Consider the following 19336-nt stretch of genomic DNA (forward strand, 5'->3'; position numbering starts at 1 on the left):
CAGTATTTAGCTTACTAGTTGGATTTTAAACCGAGTTGAGTCGAGATATAGACGAATTTGTTACCCGCTTGAGTTCCTCGATTCTTAAGTCCTCATCAGCAGTAGAATTGTCAACAAAGGTATTTTCTTGCCCATAATTAACACTTCGGAGTGCAGGTTCTGGTATTTCAGTATCCGGTATTAAATTATCAACAGAGCCACTTATCCACCCATTATTACTACCTTGAAGCAGTGGTTCTCCTGAAACTGGATCTAGCTGTGTGCCATTCCCAACAAACGCGCTCTGTAACGCGTTGTTAACAACTTCCTCTGCTGGTTCTGGTGTTACCATAGCTGGGGTGCCATCCTCAACAGAATCTATTTTCCCCCCGTTATTGCCATTTGGGGTTGATGTTTCTGGTAAAACAGGGGATTGTTAATCGCCAAAAGCCTGAAACGACGGATTTTCGTTCATGCACATCATGGTTAATTTGTACAGTGCGTAAGTCCTAGTAACAATCTTTTTCCCCATAAATCTGGTTAGTTGGGTTTCTGGTTTCATATCTAGCATACTGGAAATTGGTGTAGGAAAATCTCAGCAATTCTCATTTTGAAAAAAATAAAGTATTAGCCCCGATTTTGGAATTCAAAATATAGTACAAAGTAACTATTTGTTAGCCATTGCCTCTGGCTAAAAAAACAGTCGGGTTGAAAAATAAGTAGGTATTGAGCCGAGATACGTGTAAAAACCTGCAAGATGGTCTGGAAACGCTTACTGTGTCTAGCTTTCATCAATTTTCACCCCCATCCTTATAAGGTTTTCCACACAGAGGACAAAACTTATACCTCAACGACACCACCAACTCACCACAATTGGCACAACTAGACCGTAATTGCGTACCGCATAGATAACAAAACCTAGCCCTAACATTACCCCACATTAAATCCACAACACCACCAGGATTCCAACATTGGGGGCAAAACTTAATCGCTGCCATTGCCAGAACCTCTTCTCCCCTGACAACAGCCTGCAAATACTCAACAGGCACAGAGAAAGCCAAAGCAAGACCGCTGAGAGTTTTATGGCTGAGTTTCCTTGTCAATCCCCGTTCAATCTTCCCCACAGAACGAGAATGAACACCAGCCGCATTCGCCACCTCAAACTGAGTTAAATTGAGTTCCTTTCTCATCCGCAAAACATAGTCGGACAGAGATTCTCCGGGTTTGGGAGTTTTAAAAGTATCCATAAAACGCTGCCAATATTTCTCCCTAAAACATATATAATTTAGGAATAAATAACCTTGCTAAAAACACACAAATTTCCGTGAAGCAAGCTGTCACATTAGCCACCGTTGCCGTCAAATTTTTAGAACGGACTGGACTAGCACCCAGTACCATAAAAACCTACGAACTAACCCTCTTAAACTTCCTGGCAGAGTATGGAAGTTGGCCAATCGAAATAATCAGTAAGCAAACATTAGTAGAGTATCTAGATAGCCTCTCACATTTAAAATACACAACCCACCACAAGCATCAAGCAATACTACAAAGTCTATTTAACTTCGCCGTCCAACAAGATTATATAAAAATCAACCCAATTCACGGATTAAAACAGCGTTCCCCACAACGAGAAAAAGGTGAACATAAAAGTGATACTCCTATAAGATATCTAACATCAGACCAGCTAAATATCCTCTATACAGCAACCAAAGATAACCTGCGGCTGTCAGCAATAATTCATCTATTGCATCGCACAGGATGCAGAATAGGAGAGCTTTTAGCCCTGAATTTATCAGACATAGATATCAAAAATCAGAAATTTCAGGTATTGGGAAAAGGCAACAAACAACGGTGGTGTTTTTATAGCAATGATGCCGCCCAATCACTAAATAAATATTTCCAACACACACGACATCAAAACATCAACGCACTGTTCACAGCACAACATCCAGTTACCCTCAAAGTCAGTAGAATTAGCTATCATACATTGCATGATTATTGGCGAGAAATTACCAGCACAAATCCCGAATTAACCGGGGTACGTATTCATGATTTACGCCATACTTATGCTACAGAACGAGTAGGATTAATCAGCATAGAAGAATTACGCTCACTCATGGGACATGAAAGCATTCAAACCACATTACGCTACCAGAAAGTTACCTCCCAAAAAGCTGAATCAGCCGCCCGTCACGCCTTAAATATGCTGATTAATCCAGAACTACAAAGCTGAACTGAGTCACCATAACATTCATAATTATTGACAACTTTTTGAGCTAAAAAACAACATTTTTATGGGCATTGTCAATTTCTACCCAAAAGAATATAAAATACTCTTTGGTAGAGGAGTGAGGGATAAAAGCATTTTCTGGGCTAACTTAAATTTTATGTTATAAATATTACTTGAATGGCTTCAATTGACCGTACCGCTTACCCCAAATTTAAACAATTTCCTGACCCCAAAGAACTGGCAGAACTTTATACTCCGACACCCACAGAAATCAAGTTTGTTAAGTCTAAAACCAAGAACCATGAAGGATTACTACGGTTAATGGTGATGCTCAAATCCTTTCAACGTCTGGGATATTTCCCTCATCCTGAACAGATCCCAATTGCAGTAATTAAACATTTACGGTCGTGTTTAAAGTTACAAGACTCAGTAAAAGCAATACCCTCCGAACGCCAACGTCATACCTATAAAAATATTATTCGGGAATATTTAGGGGTCAAACAATATGATAAAACTGGTCAAAGATTAATAGCCACATTAGTTGCAGAAGCAGCCCAAATTAAAGACCACCCTGCTGATTTAATCAATGTGGCAATTGAGGAATTAGTGAAAGAACGATACGAATTACCAGCATTTAGCACCCTTGACCGATTAATTCGCCATATTCGGTCAATGGTCAATAATCAGTTATTTGCACTTTGTTCTCAAGGACTTTCAACTATCGAACAAACTTATTTAGACCAATTACTCGTGGTGATAGACAATGAGGATGATGATGAAAATGCCACCCTGAATTTATTAAAATCGCCACCTAAAAGTGCCAAACTAAATGGGATGAAACTCCTGCAAAACAAGTTTGATATGCTCATGACTTTTGGAGATGCCAAGCGATTACTACAAAATATTACTCCTACCAAAGTTAGACATTTTGCCGCTTATGCTAGAACTTTAGATATCACGGAATTTCAAGATATTAATTTACCCAAACGGCGGACATTGCTATTATGTCTATTATACGAAGCACAGGTAAAAACTCGTGATTATCTGGTTGAGATGTTTATTAAACGTATCCTGAAAATTCAAAATAATGCCAAACTGCGATTGCAGGAACTCCGGGATAAACATCTGACAGAAACATCAGAGTTGTTAGCGACATTGGGACAAGTATTGCAAGCATCCAAACAAGCCAAGGAAACCCAGGATAATGCTGTATTTGGAGAACAGGTGCAGTTAATTTTGGATGAACATGGTGGGGCAGAATTGCTGATGCAAAAATTAGATGAAATTGCGGCGTACAATACCAATAACTATTTACCATTAATGTGGCGGTTTTATGCTGCCAACCGCAAAGCACTGTTTAGTTTAGTGCGTTCTCTAGATATTCTTTCTACTTCTGCGGATGAATCAGTGATTGAAGCTTTGCAATTTGTGTTAGATCATGAACACAAACGCTCTAAATATTTACCTTTTGATATTGATTTGGGTTTTATTAGTAATAACTGGCGGGCGCTAGTTGTCGCCGAAATTGATGACACCGAGGTTTTGGTACGTCAGCAATTAGAAATTTGCATCTTTTACAATTTGGCGACTGAATTTAAAACGGGAGATGCCTGTGTTGTGGGGTCGGAGAGCTACGCGGATTTCCGCGAACAATTATTAAGTCCTGTTGAGTGTGAACCATTAATAAAAGATTACTGTGACTTAATTGGTTTTCCGGCTAATCCAACGGATTTTGTCGAACATTTACGCTTATGTTTAACACAAGTCGCTGAGAAAGTAGATAATATTTGTGCTGTCGATAAACAATTTACAATTAATAAGGAAGGCAATCCTGTATTAAAGAAACCGCCATCATTTACCCAACCTCCAGAGGTGGATTTATTGGAGTCGAAAATCCGGGCGCTGATGCCGGAACGGAGTATTTTAGACATATTATGCAATGTTGAGCATTGGTTGAATTGGACTAGACATTTTGGTTTAATGTCGGGAAGTGAAGCCAAAATATCTGACCCTGGGGAACGTTATATTTTTACTACTTTTGGTTATGGTTGCAATCTTGGACCTAATCAAATGGCTCGTCATTCGGGGGGTATGGTGACTGCCCATGAAATTTCTTATACTAACCGTCGCCATGTTAGTGCTGCCAAGATTGAAGCGGCAATTCGGGATATTATTAATGCTTATAACCGTTTCAGCTTACCTTCTTGTTGGGGGACGGGGAAAAAGGCGGCAGCGGATGGTAGTAAGTTTGAGATATACGAAAATAATTTACACAGTGAGTATCATATCCGTTACGGTGGCTATGGTGGTATTGCCTATCATCATGTTTCTGATAAATACATTGCTTTGTTTACTCACTTCATTACTTGTGGGGTTTGGGAAGCGGTTTATATTTTGGATGGGTTGTTGAAAAATCTTTCGGATATTCAGCCGGATACGTTACACGCAGATACTCAAGGTCAATCTGGACCTGTGTTTGCTATTTCCTATCTTCTGGGTATTAAGTTGATGCCACGTATCCGTAATTGGCAGGATCTTAGTTTTGTGCGTCCTGGTACGGATGTGAGCTATCAGCATATTGAACCGCTGTTTAAGGGTGTTGTCAATTGGAGTTTAATTCAGACTCATTGGTATGACATGATGCGGGTGGTACTGTCAATTAAGGCTGGTAAGGTGATGCCTTCGACGCTGTTACGTAAGTTAGGGAGCTACAGTCGGAAAAATCGTCTTTATCAAGCTTTTCAAGAGTTGGGTAAGGTGGTACGGACTATGTTTCTGCTGGATTATATTTCTAATGTTACGTTGAGACGGGAAATTACGGCGGTAACAAATGTTGTGGAGATGTACAATGGTTTTCTGGATTGGGTATTTTTTGGTAAGCAAGGGATGATTACTGAGAATGATCCAATTGAGCAGGAAAAGCGGTTAAAGTATCTGGATTTGGTGGCCAGTGCGGTGATTTTGCAAAATACGGTGGATATGTCGTTGGCGATTCAAACGTTGATGTCACAGGGTGAGGTGATTCCTATGCGATACCTTGCTGCTTTGAGTCCTTATATTACAAGACATATCAAAAGATACGGTGATTATGTGGTGAATTTACATAATATTCCTCAACCTTTGGAGGCGGCGATTAATCTCCCTCCAGAAATCTTTGAAATGTAGACACAGTAAGCGTTTCCAGACCATCTTGCAGGTTTTTACACGTATCTCGGCTCAATACCTAGTATGAATACTGAGGGTAAATGAGCAATCGAACAGAAAGTTACGCTAAGGCTGTAACCTATACTGGATAGGCATTCTGTCAATCAATATTTTTGGTAATTCTCAACGTACCAATTTACCCAAAGATTATTTAGTACAACAATTTCATACGACACAGCAGTGGTTTGAAGACCCTAAATTTCAGCGGCTTCAATTGGTACAGGTTTTTGGTAGGTGGAAAGGATGTTGAAAACAGGTCATCATTGGATTACTAATCATAAAATCACTGAAAATAATGTTGAAAAAATTGTCATTAAATTAAGAGAATTTTATCTTATTTTTTTCAAAATGAGAATTGCTGATCATTCTTGCTACACTCAAGCATAATCTACTATAAATTCCAATCACGACGATAATTAAAGAAACTTAGCAACAATTCTGGAAAGGTACGGTTCTGATTAATTCTTTGTCTATGCCATTCTCGCGCTGTTTCCATAAGAATTTCGGAAAAACTGGGATAAATAGGTGATAATTTAGCCAAATACTGAATTTTCATATTTTGTGAGATTGCTAAACTAATTAAATTAATTAATTCTTCTGCTGCTATTCCCAATATAGAACATCCCAGAATTTTTCCATTTTCCAAAACTACTAATTTACAAACACCTGTAATTTCTCCTTGTATTTGTGCCGCCGTGGCTGTTTTAAAATATTGCCTAAAAACTAAAACTTGCTTTTGAGAATATTGGTTTTTAGCTTGTTTTTCTGTTAAACCAACTTGTGCTACCCTGGGCTGAGAATATATTCCCCAAGGAACAAATTCATAATTAACTTTTAGTTTGGGAAATAATAGGGCATTTTTTACAGCAATATTAGCTTCATAATTACCAATATTCTGAATATCATAACCACCTAGCACATCACCGCAAGCGTAAATCCGATGATTTGTAGTTTGTAATTTTTCATTGACAACCAAGCGGTATTGATGCCATTTTACTCCCACCGCTGGTAAATTCAAATACTCTAAATTTGGCTGTTGTCCAGCACAAATGAAAATTTCATCGGTTTCAATGGCTTGATTTCCAGCTTGTACCCATTTCTTATGATCTATTTGTCGGACTTGGGTAACTTGAGTTTGTGTTAAAATCCGTACACCATCAATTTCTAATTGTGCTGTTAGTAATTTGGCTATTTCTGCATCAAGACTAGGCAAAATGCTAGAATATTTGACTATTAATGTGACTTGACAACCAAATCTGGCTAAAACTTGGGCTATTTCTATACTTTGAGGAATACCACCAATTATCACCCAATTTTCGGGTAATGTGGTTTTTTCTAAAAATTGCCAAATATTAGCTAAAGTTAGATATTTAATAGTATCTAATCCTGAAATATTAGGAATTAATGGACGAGAACCATTAGCGAGTAAGTAAGTGCGACTATATAAGCGTCTTTCATTAACTGTAAAACTTAATTGAGGAGAAGACTGAAATTGACCATTACCAACAATAATATCAACTCCTTGGGCAGCTAAATTCGCCAAAGAATGTATTTGATTAATATTTTTGGCAACAGCATTTGCATAAAACATTCCTTTTTTCCAGTTCAGAAATTCCAGATTTAAGTGAATATTTTTTTCGTAAGTTCCTAGATTTACTAAATTATAATATTTCTGGGTAGTTTGACTAATTTCGCTAAGTATGTATTGATAATTTAAATTATAGTTATGAGTAAAATCTGCGCTGACAATCAAGGCAACTTTAGCGTGTAGCTGAGTAGCACTTAAAGCAGCTTGGTATCCAGCAATACTGCCACCAATAATAACGATATCGTAATCAATATTTGTCATTTGTCATTTGTCGTTGGGTAATTTTATTCTTCCTTCTCCCTTCTTCCTTCTTCCTCCTGAACTTCTGATAGCGAAGCGTGGCGTTAGCCATACTTCTGAATGGGCGCAGGCCCTGCGCCCCTACCTCCTGAACTCCTGCTAAGTAATGGGACAGAATTAATTACACAATTGATTTTTCTGTTCCCTGTTCCCTGTTCCCTGTTCCCTGTTCCCTGTTCCCTGTTCCCTGTTCCCTCTCTCAACGAGTGAATTTAATTTTGTCCGACTAAGTAGGTGAACACAATAAAACCAAACTGTGTAAAGAAATGTAAAATCGCCTAAACCCTCTTCACTCTTGCCTCTTGCCTCTTGCCTTTTGCCTTGCCATAACGACAATTTTCAACGCCAACCTACTTACTTATTGATTTTGAATTGTTTCAAGTGCTGTTAATAGGCATTGATTATCAGCTTTTGTACGGACTGCGACACGGAAAAAGCGATCGCCTAATTCTTTAAAACTTAAGCAATCACGAATTAAAATCTGGTGTTGCCGAAGCAAATTTTGTTGTAACTGGGAAGTAGGTCGTTGAGATTCTACCAATAGGTAGTTAACAGAGCCTTCTATGGGTGTTAAACCAGGAATTGAGGCTAGACCTTGAAATAGTTGATTTCTCGCCCCTGGCAGCCATTTCCAGGTGAGATTTTGAAATTCTGTATCTTCGAGGGCGGCGATCGCTGCGGCGGCTGCTAAAGTATTCACAGGCCAAGGATCTCGCCATGATTTCCACTTAGCTAAACGTTGAGGGTGAGCGATCGCATATCCTAATCTTAACCCTGGTAAACTGTAAAATTTGGTGAGCGATCGTAAAATCACCAAATTCTCGTATTCCTGCACCAACCCAATCAAACTTTGTTCCTCTTCTGGCGGCAAAAAATCCATAAACGCTTCATCTACCACCACCAAAGCAAACTTTTTCAAATATGGTAAAACAGATTCCCGTGAGAATAACTTTCCCGTTGGATTATGGGGATTATTCAGCAATAACCCAAAACCTGAAGTCTTCAGCCCGAAATCTGGCAATAGAGAAACATTCCCTTTCACCGTTGCCAAATCCACAGGAAACTCCAGAACTTTAGCATTATCAACCGCAAGAGTGCGGTAATAGTCGCCAAAAGCTGGAGTTAGTACAACCGTTGCTGCTAATTGTGCTAATTCTCTACCCACCAAAGTTAATAGTTCTGCTGAACCATTACCCGGCAAAATCCACTCAGTAGGTAATTCATGAAAATGACTCAGAGCAAGTCGTAATTCACCATACTCTGGGTCAGGATAATTCCTCAAACTACCTAGTTGAGACACAATCGCCGTAATCACACTATTTGGTGGTCCCAACGGGCTGATACTGGCAGAGAAATCCACAATAGCATCAGGGGAACAGCCAGCCAGTGCTGCTGCCCAAGCCAAATTTCCCCCGTGTGCTTGTTGTGGCATCAAAAATGTTTTTCCTATAACTGAACTTACTCTTTTGGCTCTTTTGGGGGTGCTACTCTTTCTCTAAACAGTTTTCCAGCAGAGAAAGCGGGAACTCTGGTAGCGGGAATTTCCATTTTTTCATTCGTTTTGGGGTTACGTCCTTCACGGGCCTTGCGTTCCCGTGATTCAAACGAACCAAATCCCACCAATGTTACTTTATCACCGGAAGAAACCGCTTCCACAATAGTTTCGATGGCAGCACTCAAAACTTGGTCAGCCTGTTTCTTGGTAACGTTAGCCTTTTCAGCTACTGCATCAACTAATTCGCCTTTGTTCATGTTAAACTCCTAAAGTTTTATCAGAGATTATTTCTCAAGATGCACCATTAAAGCATCTTTACCTAAATCTCTGTTTGTAGAAATACAAAAATCGTTCCCTGAGAGTATTTACACTCAAAACCGCTGCAAATACGATTGACTTGACTTTTCAATGAATCATTCTAAGGTGTTGTAGCCCGAAGTGGATAGATGAAACTATTAATTTATATAGATTTCAGGATTTTTTTTCTTTTTTACCTCTTTCTTGTAATTAAAATACCCTATTTTTTAGAAATAAATACTTAGTTGTCATTGGTCATTGGTCATTTCCCTCTGCTCCCTGCCCCCTGCTCCCTGCTCCCTGTCCCCTGCTCCCTGCCCCCTGTCCCCTGCTCCCTGCTCCCTGCTCCCTGCTCCCTGCTCCCTGCCCCTTACCTCTGGCTTTCAGAACTCTGCGGAGTCGGTCAGGACTCAAGTAAACTTGTCGCTCGGATGCTAGTTTTTTGGCTAGTTGTTTGGAGTTATAAGTCTGAGGTTCTTCAAATAGACAGTTTTCTAGATACTCTAAATCATTTTCCGAATAGCGAGGTTTTCCGCCTCGACCTGGAGCATCCCATAATCCGGCTAAACCCATTTTTCGCCACCGATGTAGGGTCTGACGGACTGTAGAAACTGCCCAGTTTAAGCCTTGAGCAATTTGTTCGTTATTTAATCCACGAGCATTCAACAGTAGAACTTGAGCGCGGTCTTTTGTCCGTTGAGGAACATCCTTAGCCTTTCTCAACTCTTCTAAAGTTAACTTTTCTTCATCACTTAAAAAAATTTTCAGTCGGCATCCCATAATCCTTTTGATCTGATTAATGTATTTGGTATATTGATGTGTATTTTGGGAGGTATATTTGTCAATACTACCTATGCTAACCCATTATTTCTATGTTTTGTCAAGACTTTATGGGCTTTAGTGTAATTGTAAATATTCTTTAATTTCGTTGAGCATATCAGTATACAATAATAATTCAGGAGTCAGGAGTAAAAATGGCTTGCTATTTTGAAAATATAGTGAACTACCCACACTGACCTGACGGTACAGTGTCGGCTTCCTGTCCAACAGAAAGCACAGTAGTAGACTTCTTGCGTCCTCTATTACTGCGACTTATTTCTGGGCGACAGGCTTCTTGATGAAGTTGTTCATGGGGGAAACCCCCAAGACCACACTTCATCGCTTTATCCCCCGTTCCAGAGGTCAAAATTCGTAGTCCCTCATCTCTGAGGTTTATTGCTGCATTAATATCTCTATCATGTCTAGTCTGGCACTTTTCACAAGTCCAGAATCTTATATCAAGTGGCAAACTACCCACTTGATTAAGGCATACATGACAAGTTTTCGACGAAGGAAAGAATCTATCAACTTCTTGATAAATCTTCCCTTCGTTTTCTGCTTTGTATTTAAGCATGGTGCAAAACATCCCCCAGCCAACTTGTTGAATAGATTTGGCTAGGCAGTGATTTTGCATCATGCCTTTAACATGAAGATTTTCCACCACAATAACTTGGTTTTCGTTAACTATCCTACGAGATAGTTTATGGAGAAAATCTTCTCTACAATTAGTTATCTTTCTATGGACTCTAGCAACTTTCTTTCTAGTTTTATTGCGGTTATTAGAGCCTTTTTGTTTTCTGGATAATTGCTGTTGTTTTATTTTTAAGTTCTTCTCATGTTCTTTCTTTAGCTGAGGAATTATCTTTTTGACTTCGTATCCAGACAGTCCTTTACCCGTTTCTTTATATGTTTCATTCATCAAATTCAAAAAATAGTTCCATAACCAACGACAACTGCCAAAAGCTTGTGCTAATGACTGCTGCTGCTGGGCATCTGGATATAATCTGATTTTGACAACTTTTAACATATTAGAGCGAAAGAAATTTACTATAAAACACTATAAAACACTATAACACAAGATTTGTGAATTGCCTCCATGTTTTTCTCCCTTGCTGTCGCTTTGGTCGAAAAACTGTCGTTAATTCACGCGCCATTCATCCCACGCTGCCCTTCGGGTCAGTCGTGGGGCTTCTGTCGGTTAAGCTAAAAGATAAATTTTCTTTGTGAGGGTGGGATCTACCTGTTTAATTTCTGTTAATAAATCGTCAATTGTCCAAGCAACACAATGACTTTTAGCTTGTCCCGCAATAATCACCGCATCATATTCTAAAAGTTGTTTAATTAAATTTGTGTTTTTTTGTCCAATTGGCTGATTATCAAATCCTGTTAAAACTTCGGGGCGTAAAATAGAATAATTTTCTGTTAACGGATTTTCCCCTTTTAATTCAAATTGGGTTTGACTTTGACGGGCGATACTATGAAAAAATATTGCTTCTTCTACTGATGCAACCAAAGCATGACCAATTCCACCTAACATGGAATGATAAGGCCACACTGTTAACGGGTATTTTCCATCTTGGCTAAGTTGTTGAACATAATGAAAAGCCTGTTTTGCTAACAAGTCATCATCACCATTATTGAGACTATTAGCAACCGCTGGATTAACTTGCCAAATACCGTTTTCAATATCTGTGGGTGTAATGTTGGTTGCGGCAGGTATTGGGTGTTCTCCTTGGGAATTTACCCAGAATATAGGATGAAAGATTTGCATGGCTGTGTGAGTATCCAGTGTGGGAATAATTTTGGTAATTATTCCCAAGTTGCGATAAATAAATTCGCACAGTCTTTGATTATCTTCAACTGCACCAATTCCAGTTTTTCCGCCTACAAATAATTCAAAATAGGGAATGCAAAAGGTATTTTGGACATCTATTAATAATAAGTAGGTGAACACAATAAAACCAAACTGTGTAAAGAAACGTAAAATCGCCCAAACCCTCTTCACTCTTGCCTCTTGCCTCTTGCCTTTTGCCTTGCCATAACGACAATTTTCAACGCCAACCTACTTAGACAAATGCGGTTTTTATCTAAAGCTGCTGATGGAATGTTTTGTTGTTTGGCATAAGTTTCAGATTCAGCAGCACGTTGTTGATAAGGTACACGCCAAACTTCACCGACTTTTGCAGCGTTAAAGTGGGAGGGAATTGGTAATTGGGGCATATTCTGGGCATTCATCATGAAAATACGCTTGAGTTCTACGGATGATTTCTAATCCTTGTCTAATTTATAACCATCTGGAAAAGGAAGGACAGGTAGGCGATCGCCTCGTAATAATTCTTCACTTGCTTCACCCAGGCTGATTAATGCCTCGCTTGTAGCTTTCTGAGCTATAACTAATATCAGCATAGACACTGTACCAACTTGTAAAAGACAAGACGGAGAAACTGTGAATGCAATCAAATTTAATCCAGATTGGGAAAATAACTGTTGGTTTACGGATGGCATTGTAATTCTTAGTAATTAGTACACAAGTAAAATAGGCAAAAAAGTCAATTTTCAGTTCAGGAGCGAGAATTTATCAAAGTGCAACAACATCAGAGCTATGCCTACGGTATATTACATCAATGTTAACAACAGAAATATCCAGCAATCTAAGCTTAGACCCATCCCCAAAAAGGACGGTAAAACCCGGATTCTCAAAGTCCCCACTATTGCGGATAGGCCTTAAACGGCAAAACCATAAATGTGGTCATTGTGGTCTAAAAATGCTCAGTGATGAGAAGGTACATTTACATCATATAGATGGAAACCACCAAAACTGGAAAACTAAAAACCTTCTAGCAATTCACTTTCATCTGCCACGATTATATTCACATGAGCAAAAGTGAAAGCTAAGAACATCGGGAGCCGTGTACACGGAAACGGGTACGCACGGATCTAACTGAGAGGGGCGAGGAATAATATCCTCCCTCGACTCAACCTGACGACCGTAGCGAGAATTAAACTTTGGGCATTACCTAAGTTTACTCTGTCCGCAGAATCTCAGCGGCTTTAGCCGCTGAGAGTGTCAACTAATTAAGTAGGTGAACACAATAAAACCAAACTGTGTAAAGAAACGTAAAATCGCCCAAACCCTCTTCACTCTTGCCTCTTGCATGAGTGCCTTTTGCCTTGCCATAACGACAATTTTCAACGCCAACCTACTTACCTTCTGGTTGCACCGAAGAAAGTGTTAAAATCGAACCAAATGATTTTTTCCGCCTGAAACCATGCGTGCGATTGAAACCACAGGTATCTTAAATAAACAAGGACAAATTCAGCTAGATAGTCCCCTTCCCCAAGACAAAGCCAGTCGGGTGCGTATTATCCTGCTAATGCCAGAGGAGGAGGATCTCAACGAACAAACCTGGTTAGATGCAATCTCAACCAACCCTAGCTTTGCTTTCCTGAACGATCCAGAAGAGGACATTTACACCCTCGAAGATGGGCAACCTGTAAACTATGAAAGGTAAGGTTGTTCTGATTCAGTTTCCTTTCGATGACCTATCTTCCAGTAAAGTCCGTCCTGCCTACTGTTTAACAGATGTGATCGGCATTTATCAGCACATCATTTTTGCACTCATCACCAGTCGCATTCCTCAAGCACCCCTCAACACAGATATTATTCTGCAACCGGAACATCCAGACTTCCTTAATAGTGGACTTCGGCAAGCATCAACCTTACGTCTCGATCACCTAGTAACCCTCCGTCAATCCCTAATTCGCCGTGAGTTAGGATCTTTCACATCAGAGACTCAAGCCTCAATTGCAGATGTTTTATGTCGTATTCTATGCTCTTAATGAAACTAGCGATAGCGAAGCGCTGCTGCAAGCAGTTCGCTCAAAATCAATTATCTTGTGCTTCCTTAACTGCGATTAACTGCGATAGCGTAAGCGCTGACTTGTCAGTTCGCTAATATTGGGTTAATGCGATCGCTTATCACCTCGGATAATTTTGATTGTGCATTGCGATCGCGTTCGCGGAGCGTCCCGGAGGGAACTAGCGCTGCTGCAAGCAGTTCGCTCAATTTCCAAATAAATCAATCCTTCTATACTCAAGCAAACCTGTAAATATTTTAACTTTAATATTAATATTTACGTATTTATATTGATAAAAACCCGGGTTTATATTTCAATAGAAAGAAAAAATAATACTTAATTCCCTTTTTTCGCTCCCCTCTCTGCGCCTCTGCGCCTCTGCGCCTCTGCGTGAAACAAAAAACATAACACTCAAGCCCGAATCACAGTAATCCGACGTTGATTTTCCGTCACCACAACCTGCGTTGACAAACGTTCCTCCATTGGTAGGGCATTTTTACGCCTATCAAACACAAATAACCAACCAAAATCCAACCCCAAACGCCCTAAATAGGATTCTAATTGTTCAATACCATCAGTTTGAGGATCTCGTTTTTTATCCCGCCATACCTTTAACTCAATACCTAACATTACATCCTTGTAACGCAGACATAAATCCATTCTATCACTACCAATTGCATATTCCCTCTCCAGAGTTCCACCACCATTAATAACACGATGTAAGAAAGCCATTAATACAATGTGTGGTGCAATTTCATGGTAGCCAGTGCTACCTAATAACGGTTCTCCGTGCTGTCGCCAAAACTTGAGAAATGCTGTTAATAAAGCATCTATATTTAATTCACCTTCTGGGGTTAACCAAGTCGGTGCAATCATTGGTAAAGATGCCATTGGTGTTACTGTTAATACTCTGGGTAACACTTCCCGATAAATGGGATTAGCAATAGTTAAACCTCCGTAGGGGTGCATTTTACATAATCCCAAATCAATCACAAATTGAATATCATCGTTGGGTATATCCCCCAATTCTAAACCTGCTAACATCGGCTCAATAATTGCTTTTATCCTTGGTTCTCGTAAGCGTTCAGCTAAACTATCTAAATGAGTATCTTGACGAGCAATTAATATTTCCTTTGCTTTTAAAATATGTTCTTTTGTAATAGCAATATTTCTATCTTTAACCATTTTTTCTACAACTTCTTTAGCTAAAGCATTAACTAACCAAGGTTGTCCTTGGGTTAAATCAAATGCCGTTGCTGTTGCTTCTGGTGTGAAAATTTGTCCTGTTGCTGCTGTATGTTGTTGATATAATTCTCCTACTTCTTCAAGATTAAAATTTCTCATAGTTATAGAAGCAACTTTAATATTAAAAGGACTGGATGTATTTAATCTGTCACTACCACCAGATGCTACTTTATAATCTCGCACATCTCGTAAACCAATTAATCCTAACGATGAAGGAAAATTTTCGGGACGATTGGGAAAACCATCTCTTAATTGACGTAAAATTGAAATTAGAGTTTGGTCTTGCAAAGAATCAATTTCATCAATCAATATTACCAAATGTCGGGGTGAAGCTTTTGCCCAACCTTGTAAAAAAGCCTTAATTCTGTTTCCTGGTTCTTCTTGTTGCCATTGTTTAACAGGTGGTTGTAATTCTTTGGGTAAACGGATGGAAATATTATCATACCAAGTTCCCAAAATCGCTAATTCTGCCGCACCTGGGTCATGATTAAATGCACTTCCCACCTCTACTGATACCATGACTGCTGCATAACGTCCTGTGGCGGTAAGTTGCTGTGCTAGGGCTAACATTGCCGTAGTTTTCCCTGTTTGTCGCGGTGCATGAAGGACAAAATAACTTTCTTGTTCAATCAGCATTGATAGGTCAGGAAGACGACTTGTGGCTGAGATGGTATAGTGTTTTTCGAGTTTACATGGACTTGCAATATTAAACCAGCGAGACATAGGATTTTGGCAGTTAGCGAACTCTTTAAGTTTAGACGATTTTGGGGTTAAGGATGGCAGGGAAGTCAGAATCAAACGCAGATAAACGCAGATGAACACAGATAATTTTGTGCATCATTTAGATTAGGAAATGCTATATCCCTTCAATTTAAATCATGACCTGTTGGTGGTGATAGATCCATTACTTCGGTAAACCGGGAATATTTCACCTCACTGGTTGGGGGAAAGTGTGCGGAAATACCCATTAAACCGACTTTGATATCCTCAAAGAAAATCACACCACCTATTCGTCCGCTGGCTTGGAATGGGCCATGGAAAAATTGATGTCGGGGAATATGGATAAGGAGAGAATTGGTAATTTTGACGTTTTGACCAAATAGTTGTTGACAGGTTGTTTTGACAACTGCATCTATATATTGATTCTGGACAGGTTGACCCAAGTTGATGAATTTGGGATGATCCCCAAAATGATCCATGTAATATGACCAGATGTTAGACAAATCTTTGTCTTCAGTGAGGATTTGCTTGAGTTCCTGCCATCGTTTGAAATTCATAATGGGTAAGAAGATTAAAAGAGGATGGGTGCATTAGATTATTCTTTGCGTACTAAAAATTTACCACAGTTATGTGATAGCGAAGCGCGACCTAGGAATTGCTTCCAGTGCGCTGAAGGCATCGCTAATCTAGAGTTAGGGAAAAATTAGGTAATATTTGAGAAAACCAAATAACTTTTGGCAGAGAAAAATAAATGGATTTACTGCTTGCTATCTTTGGTTATGGCATAGCTGGGGGTAGATCTATCGTCTAATTTAAGGAAAAGCCAGGGAATAATCAGACCTATCCTCAGAAATCCTGACTATATCAGCGATTCCCCAATTTATTACCATATAACTGCTGTGCGGCCATTGTCCACCTAATAAAGCGTAAATTTCTACCGGTTTACTAGAAATTGTAATGCCGATTTCATAGGATTTACCTGTGAAAGCAGCAAAGCGCCGACAAGCTTCATCATAAAAGTGACTACGGCGATAATTTTTATTAGTTAAATCAATGGCAAACAAGCCATAAAAGTAGCGAGGAATACTTTGGATTGTTTCGACAATTTGCCCTAAGTTTCTGGCTAAAATAGCATTTCTGGGAACTTCTGTTCCCCAAGCTGTATCTAACGCCCAAGAGGCAGAACTGAGGTGAGAACCACCACAAATTCCACAAATTCTAGGAGTGACAATTAACCCCGCTTGAGGATCTTTACCGCGTAAAATTATTTCAAAACCGCGAAAAAGTTCGGCATGAGTCCAAGCGTTTGTCACATATCCATTTTCAATTTCGACGCGCACATCTAAATCACCCTCGACTCTACCAACGGGTGAAATATCTAAAGTTTGAATTGGCATATTTGTCCTTTATTAGTTATTAGTTACACGACCTCTCCCCTAACCCCTCTCCTACAAGGAGAGGGAAATAATTGACTCCCCCTTCCCTGGTAGGGAAGGGGGTTGGGGGGTTAGGTCTTTTTTCATGACTAAACGGTAAAAAAGTCTTCCTCTGCCCATTTTGGGGCTGCGTCTTTTGCCACAACGGTGAGGACTGCGTAATCTTTCATGTTGACTCCGGGGGGTATTTCTTTGGGAACTCCCATGACAGTCTGGGTTTTAAAGACTGTTCCGGGTTCGAGGTCGAAAAAGGGAAATTCGGGTTCTGTACAGCCTAAACAGGGCATTCCCGCGCGGGTTTTGGAGGAGACGCGGTTCCAGAGAATGCGGTTACAGGAAGAACGGGTCATGGGTCCACGACAACCTAAGTCGTAAAATAGACAACCTTTGCGTTGTCCAAATTCAGCGGTTGTGGCTTTGTATGCAAAGTGAATGTTGCGGGTACAACCTGTTTGGGTGAAGGTGTTGAAGAAGGTTTGGGGACGGTGTAGTTCATCGAGAACTATATCATCAATTCGACCAGTGGCGATCGCTACTAATATCTGCGTTATCCAGTCGGGGTGTGTAGGACAACCGGGAATATTAATCACAGGTAAGCCAGCTTGACTGACAAAATCTTTACCTAAAAAACCGCCTTCTTCCCGTTTGAGAAATTGCAGTCCTTTAGAGTCGCTGGGGTTGGGTGACATAGCGGGAATTCCTCCCCAAGTTGCACAGTCTCCTACCGCAACAATAAATTTCGCAACTTTGGCTAAATCGTCTAACCAATCTTTCATGGGACGGTCGGCAAATCGGTTCCATTCTCCTGTACCATTAGGGGCGTTAACTACGCTACCTTCAAATACCAAAATATCCAGAGAAATCTTCCCGGAAATGCAGTCCCATAAGAGGGTTTGGACATTTTCACCTAATTCTACTCCCAAGGAAGGATGCCAAAGTATTTTAATACCGAAATCAGCAATTAAATCACAAGCTGTAGGTTCTTCGGCATTAAGAAATGACATGGTGTTACCCGAACAAGCACCACCTTGTAACCAGAGTACATTAGTCATTAGCTATTTATTTTTAGATGTGTTAATAATGCACAATTGAAGAGATTCTATAGGGGTATAATTTCCCCTTCTGCAAAGGATTTACTTGTAGAGAACGACCTATTGATCAATATTCATTATTTTAAACTAAGATGTTATTTAAAGCAATTAACTTTTTTTAAATAAAACTTAAGAATTAGCATTATGAGATATTATAGTAAATAAAATATATAAGGTTAAGACTATATATGTCAGCATTAATCAACGGTATCTGAGAGTATTTCCCCCACCTTTAAAGTTTTTCCTCCTACTGTTACTTCATCATCATCAACTAATTTCCGTCCTCTCCGTGTTTCAATTATCCCATTAACTTTCACTTCACCATCAACAATCATCCATTTAGCTTGACCACCGGTAGAGGATATCCCCGAAAACTTCAAAAACTGGTCGAGTTTAATCATTTGTCTTTTACCAACTAATTAAAAAGTATCATCTATAGCAATATATCAGAATTTAGGATTTTGGCAACAAATTAAATTCTTGCAAAGCCGGTAAAAAGTTTTTATTCTCATGACTAGGACGACTGAGTTTAATTAAGGCAAACCGTTGTAAGATAGTTAGGCTTTTCCATGCCTCAATTGTAATTATCACACCTATTTCTTGAGCTTTTTCGTGGACACTGTGAGGAATAGTGCTAATATCTACCCATGCTGGATTAGCTTCAATTGTTAATTCAGCCACAGGTTTACCAGTCAGTTGCAATACCAACTCTTGAATATAATGTCTATAATCATGAATTTGAATATCTGTATCACAAGGTAATGTCATTAAATTTTGACGTGATTCTTGATTCATCAGATTCCATTGGGCTAATTTCAGCTTAATACCGCAAGTATCTAGTTTATAGCGCACTTGCATAGGAATACAACGCCAAGAATCAATAAAATCCGCTTCAAATTCAAAAAATTCTGTCATAAAATTGGTGATAATTATAAAATATAGATTTATATAGCAATCCTAAACAAGATGTATTCATGTAACGTGCCGTAGCATACATTTCTCCTTTTCTCTTCCTCTGTGATCTCTGTGCCTCTGTGGTTCGTTAAAAACAAAATATAGGACTCCTATTTGATT

18 protein-coding genes and 3 pseudogenes are annotated in these 19336 nt (G+C 39.4%); 4 read left to right on the top strand and 17 right to left on the bottom strand.

What is annotated here, in order from left to right:
* Positions 1 to 25: 25 nt before the first annotated feature.
* Complete coding sequence (locus HEQ36_RS02115) at positions 26 to 331, bottom strand: hypothetical protein (protein ID WP_039203218.1); 306 nt, start codon at positions 329 to 331, stop codon at positions 26 to 28.
* Between the two features lie 439 nt (positions 332 to 770).
* Entirely contained in the window at positions 771 to 1226 is a 456-nt protein-coding gene (locus tag HEQ36_RS02120; protein ID WP_168635408.1) for a zinc ribbon domain-containing protein, read from the bottom strand.
* Between the two features lie 77 nt (positions 1227 to 1303).
* Here HEQ36_RS02120 and HEQ36_RS02125 point away from each other — a divergent pair, with 77 nt between their 5' ends.
* Positions 1304 to 2212 (top strand): site-specific integrase, encoded by a 909-nt coding sequence (locus HEQ36_RS02125; RefSeq protein ID WP_290706539.1) that lies wholly within the window; start codon positions 1304 to 1306, stop codon positions 2210 to 2212.
* 174 nt (positions 2213 to 2386) lie between these two features.
* On the top strand, positions 2387 to 5374 hold the full coding sequence (locus HEQ36_RS02130; protein ID WP_168636483.1) for a Tn3 family transposase: 2988 nt from the start codon (positions 2387 to 2389) through the stop codon (positions 5372 to 5374).
* Positions 5375 to 5804: 430 nt separating this feature from the next.
* Here HEQ36_RS02130 and HEQ36_RS02135 read toward each other — a convergent pair whose 3' ends face one another.
* The 8 genes and pseudogenes from HEQ36_RS02135 to HEQ36_RS02170 form a co-directional block, all read right to left on the bottom strand.
* Positions 5805 to 7262 carry an NAD(P)/FAD-dependent oxidoreductase gene (locus HEQ36_RS02135; protein ID WP_168636481.1) on the bottom strand — a complete coding sequence of 486 codons (1458 nt, stop codon included), beginning with the start codon at positions 7260 to 7262 and terminating at the stop codon, positions 5805 to 5807.
* Positions 7263 to 7659: 397 nt separating this feature from the next.
* On the bottom strand, positions 7660 to 8733 hold the full coding sequence (gene cobD, locus HEQ36_RS02140; protein ID WP_168636480.1) for a threonine-phosphate decarboxylase CobD: 1074 nt from the start codon (positions 8731 to 8733) through the stop codon (positions 7660 to 7662).
* A 26-nt stretch (positions 8734 to 8759) separates the two neighbouring features.
* Positions 8760 to 9053, bottom strand: a complete 294-nt coding sequence (locus HEQ36_RS02145) for an HU family DNA-binding protein (protein WP_027401744.1) — start codon at positions 9051 to 9053, stop codon at positions 8760 to 8762.
* A 295-nt stretch (positions 9054 to 9348) separates the two neighbouring features.
* Positions 9349 to 9873 carry a helix-turn-helix domain-containing protein gene (locus HEQ36_RS02150; RefSeq protein ID WP_168636479.1) on the bottom strand — a complete coding sequence of 175 codons (525 nt, stop codon included), beginning with the start codon at positions 9871 to 9873 and terminating at the stop codon, positions 9349 to 9351.
* Between the two features lie 223 nt (positions 9874 to 10096).
* Complete coding sequence (locus HEQ36_RS02155) at positions 10097 to 10939, bottom strand: RNA-guided endonuclease TnpB family protein (RefSeq protein ID WP_053537839.1); 843 nt, start codon at positions 10937 to 10939, stop codon at positions 10097 to 10099.
* Positions 10940 to 11116: 177 nt separating this feature from the next.
* Positions 11117 to 11854: pseudogene (locus HEQ36_RS02160) on the bottom strand (isochorismatase); the annotation flags it as partial.
* Positions 11855 to 11979: 125 nt separating this feature from the next.
* A pseudogene (locus HEQ36_RS02165) lies at positions 11980 to 12147 on the bottom strand (isochorismatase); the annotation flags it as partial.
* 33 nt (positions 12148 to 12180) lie between these two features.
* Positions 12181 to 12417: a hypothetical protein gene (locus HEQ36_RS02170; protein ID WP_039202995.1), complete on the bottom strand. Its 237-nt coding sequence runs from the start codon at positions 12415 to 12417 to the stop codon at positions 12181 to 12183.
* A gap of 764 nt (positions 12418 to 13181) precedes the next feature.
* Between HEQ36_RS02170 and HEQ36_RS02175 the strand changes: the two genes are divergently transcribed.
* Positions 13182 to 13424 carry a hypothetical protein gene (locus HEQ36_RS02175; protein ID WP_053539635.1) on the top strand — a complete coding sequence of 81 codons (243 nt, stop codon included), beginning with the start codon at positions 13182 to 13184 and terminating at the stop codon, positions 13422 to 13424.
* Positions 13414 to 13752: a type II toxin-antitoxin system PemK/MazF family toxin gene (locus tag HEQ36_RS02180; RefSeq protein WP_053539634.1), complete on the top strand. Its 339-nt coding sequence runs from the start codon at positions 13414 to 13416 to the stop codon at positions 13750 to 13752. The genes HEQ36_RS02175 and HEQ36_RS02180 overlap by 11 nt, the downstream gene beginning before the upstream one ends.
* A 104-nt stretch (positions 13753 to 13856) precedes the next feature.
* Here HEQ36_RS02180 and HEQ36_RS02185 read toward each other — a convergent pair whose 3' ends face one another.
* The 7 genes and pseudogenes from HEQ36_RS02185 to HEQ36_RS02215 form a co-directional block, all read right to left on the bottom strand.
* Positions 13857 to 13979 (bottom strand): hypothetical protein, encoded by a 123-nt coding sequence (locus HEQ36_RS02185; RefSeq protein WP_267902191.1) that lies wholly within the window; start codon positions 13977 to 13979, stop codon positions 13857 to 13859.
* A gap of 202 nt (positions 13980 to 14181) precedes the next feature.
* On the bottom strand, positions 14182 to 15738 hold the full coding sequence (locus HEQ36_RS02190) for an AAA family ATPase (protein WP_168636477.1): 1557 nt from the start codon (positions 15736 to 15738) through the stop codon (positions 14182 to 14184).
* Positions 15739 to 15881: 143 nt separating this feature from the next.
* The gene (locus HEQ36_RS02195) at positions 15882 to 16292 is read right to left on the bottom strand and encodes a hypothetical protein (protein WP_053539632.1); all 411 of its coding nucleotides are present in this window, start codon (positions 16290 to 16292) and stop codon (positions 15882 to 15884) included.
* A 327-nt stretch (positions 16293 to 16619) separates the two neighbouring features.
* A pseudogene (locus HEQ36_RS02200) lies at positions 16620 to 17132 on the bottom strand (nickel-dependent hydrogenase large subunit); the annotation flags it as partial.
* 128 nt (positions 17133 to 17260) lie between these two features.
* The gene (locus HEQ36_RS02205) at positions 17261 to 18223 is read right to left on the bottom strand and encodes a hydrogenase small subunit (RefSeq protein ID WP_053539631.1); all 963 of its coding nucleotides are present in this window, start codon (positions 18221 to 18223) and stop codon (positions 17261 to 17263) included.
* 236 nt (positions 18224 to 18459) lie between these two features.
* A complete protein-coding gene (locus HEQ36_RS02210; RefSeq protein ID WP_168636476.1) occupies positions 18460 to 18663 on the bottom strand; it encodes an RNA-binding S4 domain-containing protein in 204 nt (67 codons plus the stop codon).
* Between the two features lie 52 nt (positions 18664 to 18715).
* The gene (locus HEQ36_RS02215) at positions 18716 to 19177 is read right to left on the bottom strand and encodes a nitrate reductase associated protein (protein WP_168636475.1); all 462 of its coding nucleotides are present in this window, start codon (positions 19175 to 19177) and stop codon (positions 18716 to 18718) included.
* Between the last annotated feature and the right edge of the window lie 159 nt (positions 19178 to 19336).

The organism is Anabaena sp. 54, assembly GCF_017355725.1.
In the GTDB taxonomy this organism is placed as follows: domain Bacteria; phylum Cyanobacteriota; class Cyanobacteriia; order Cyanobacteriales; family Nostocaceae; genus Dolichospermum; species Dolichospermum heterosporum.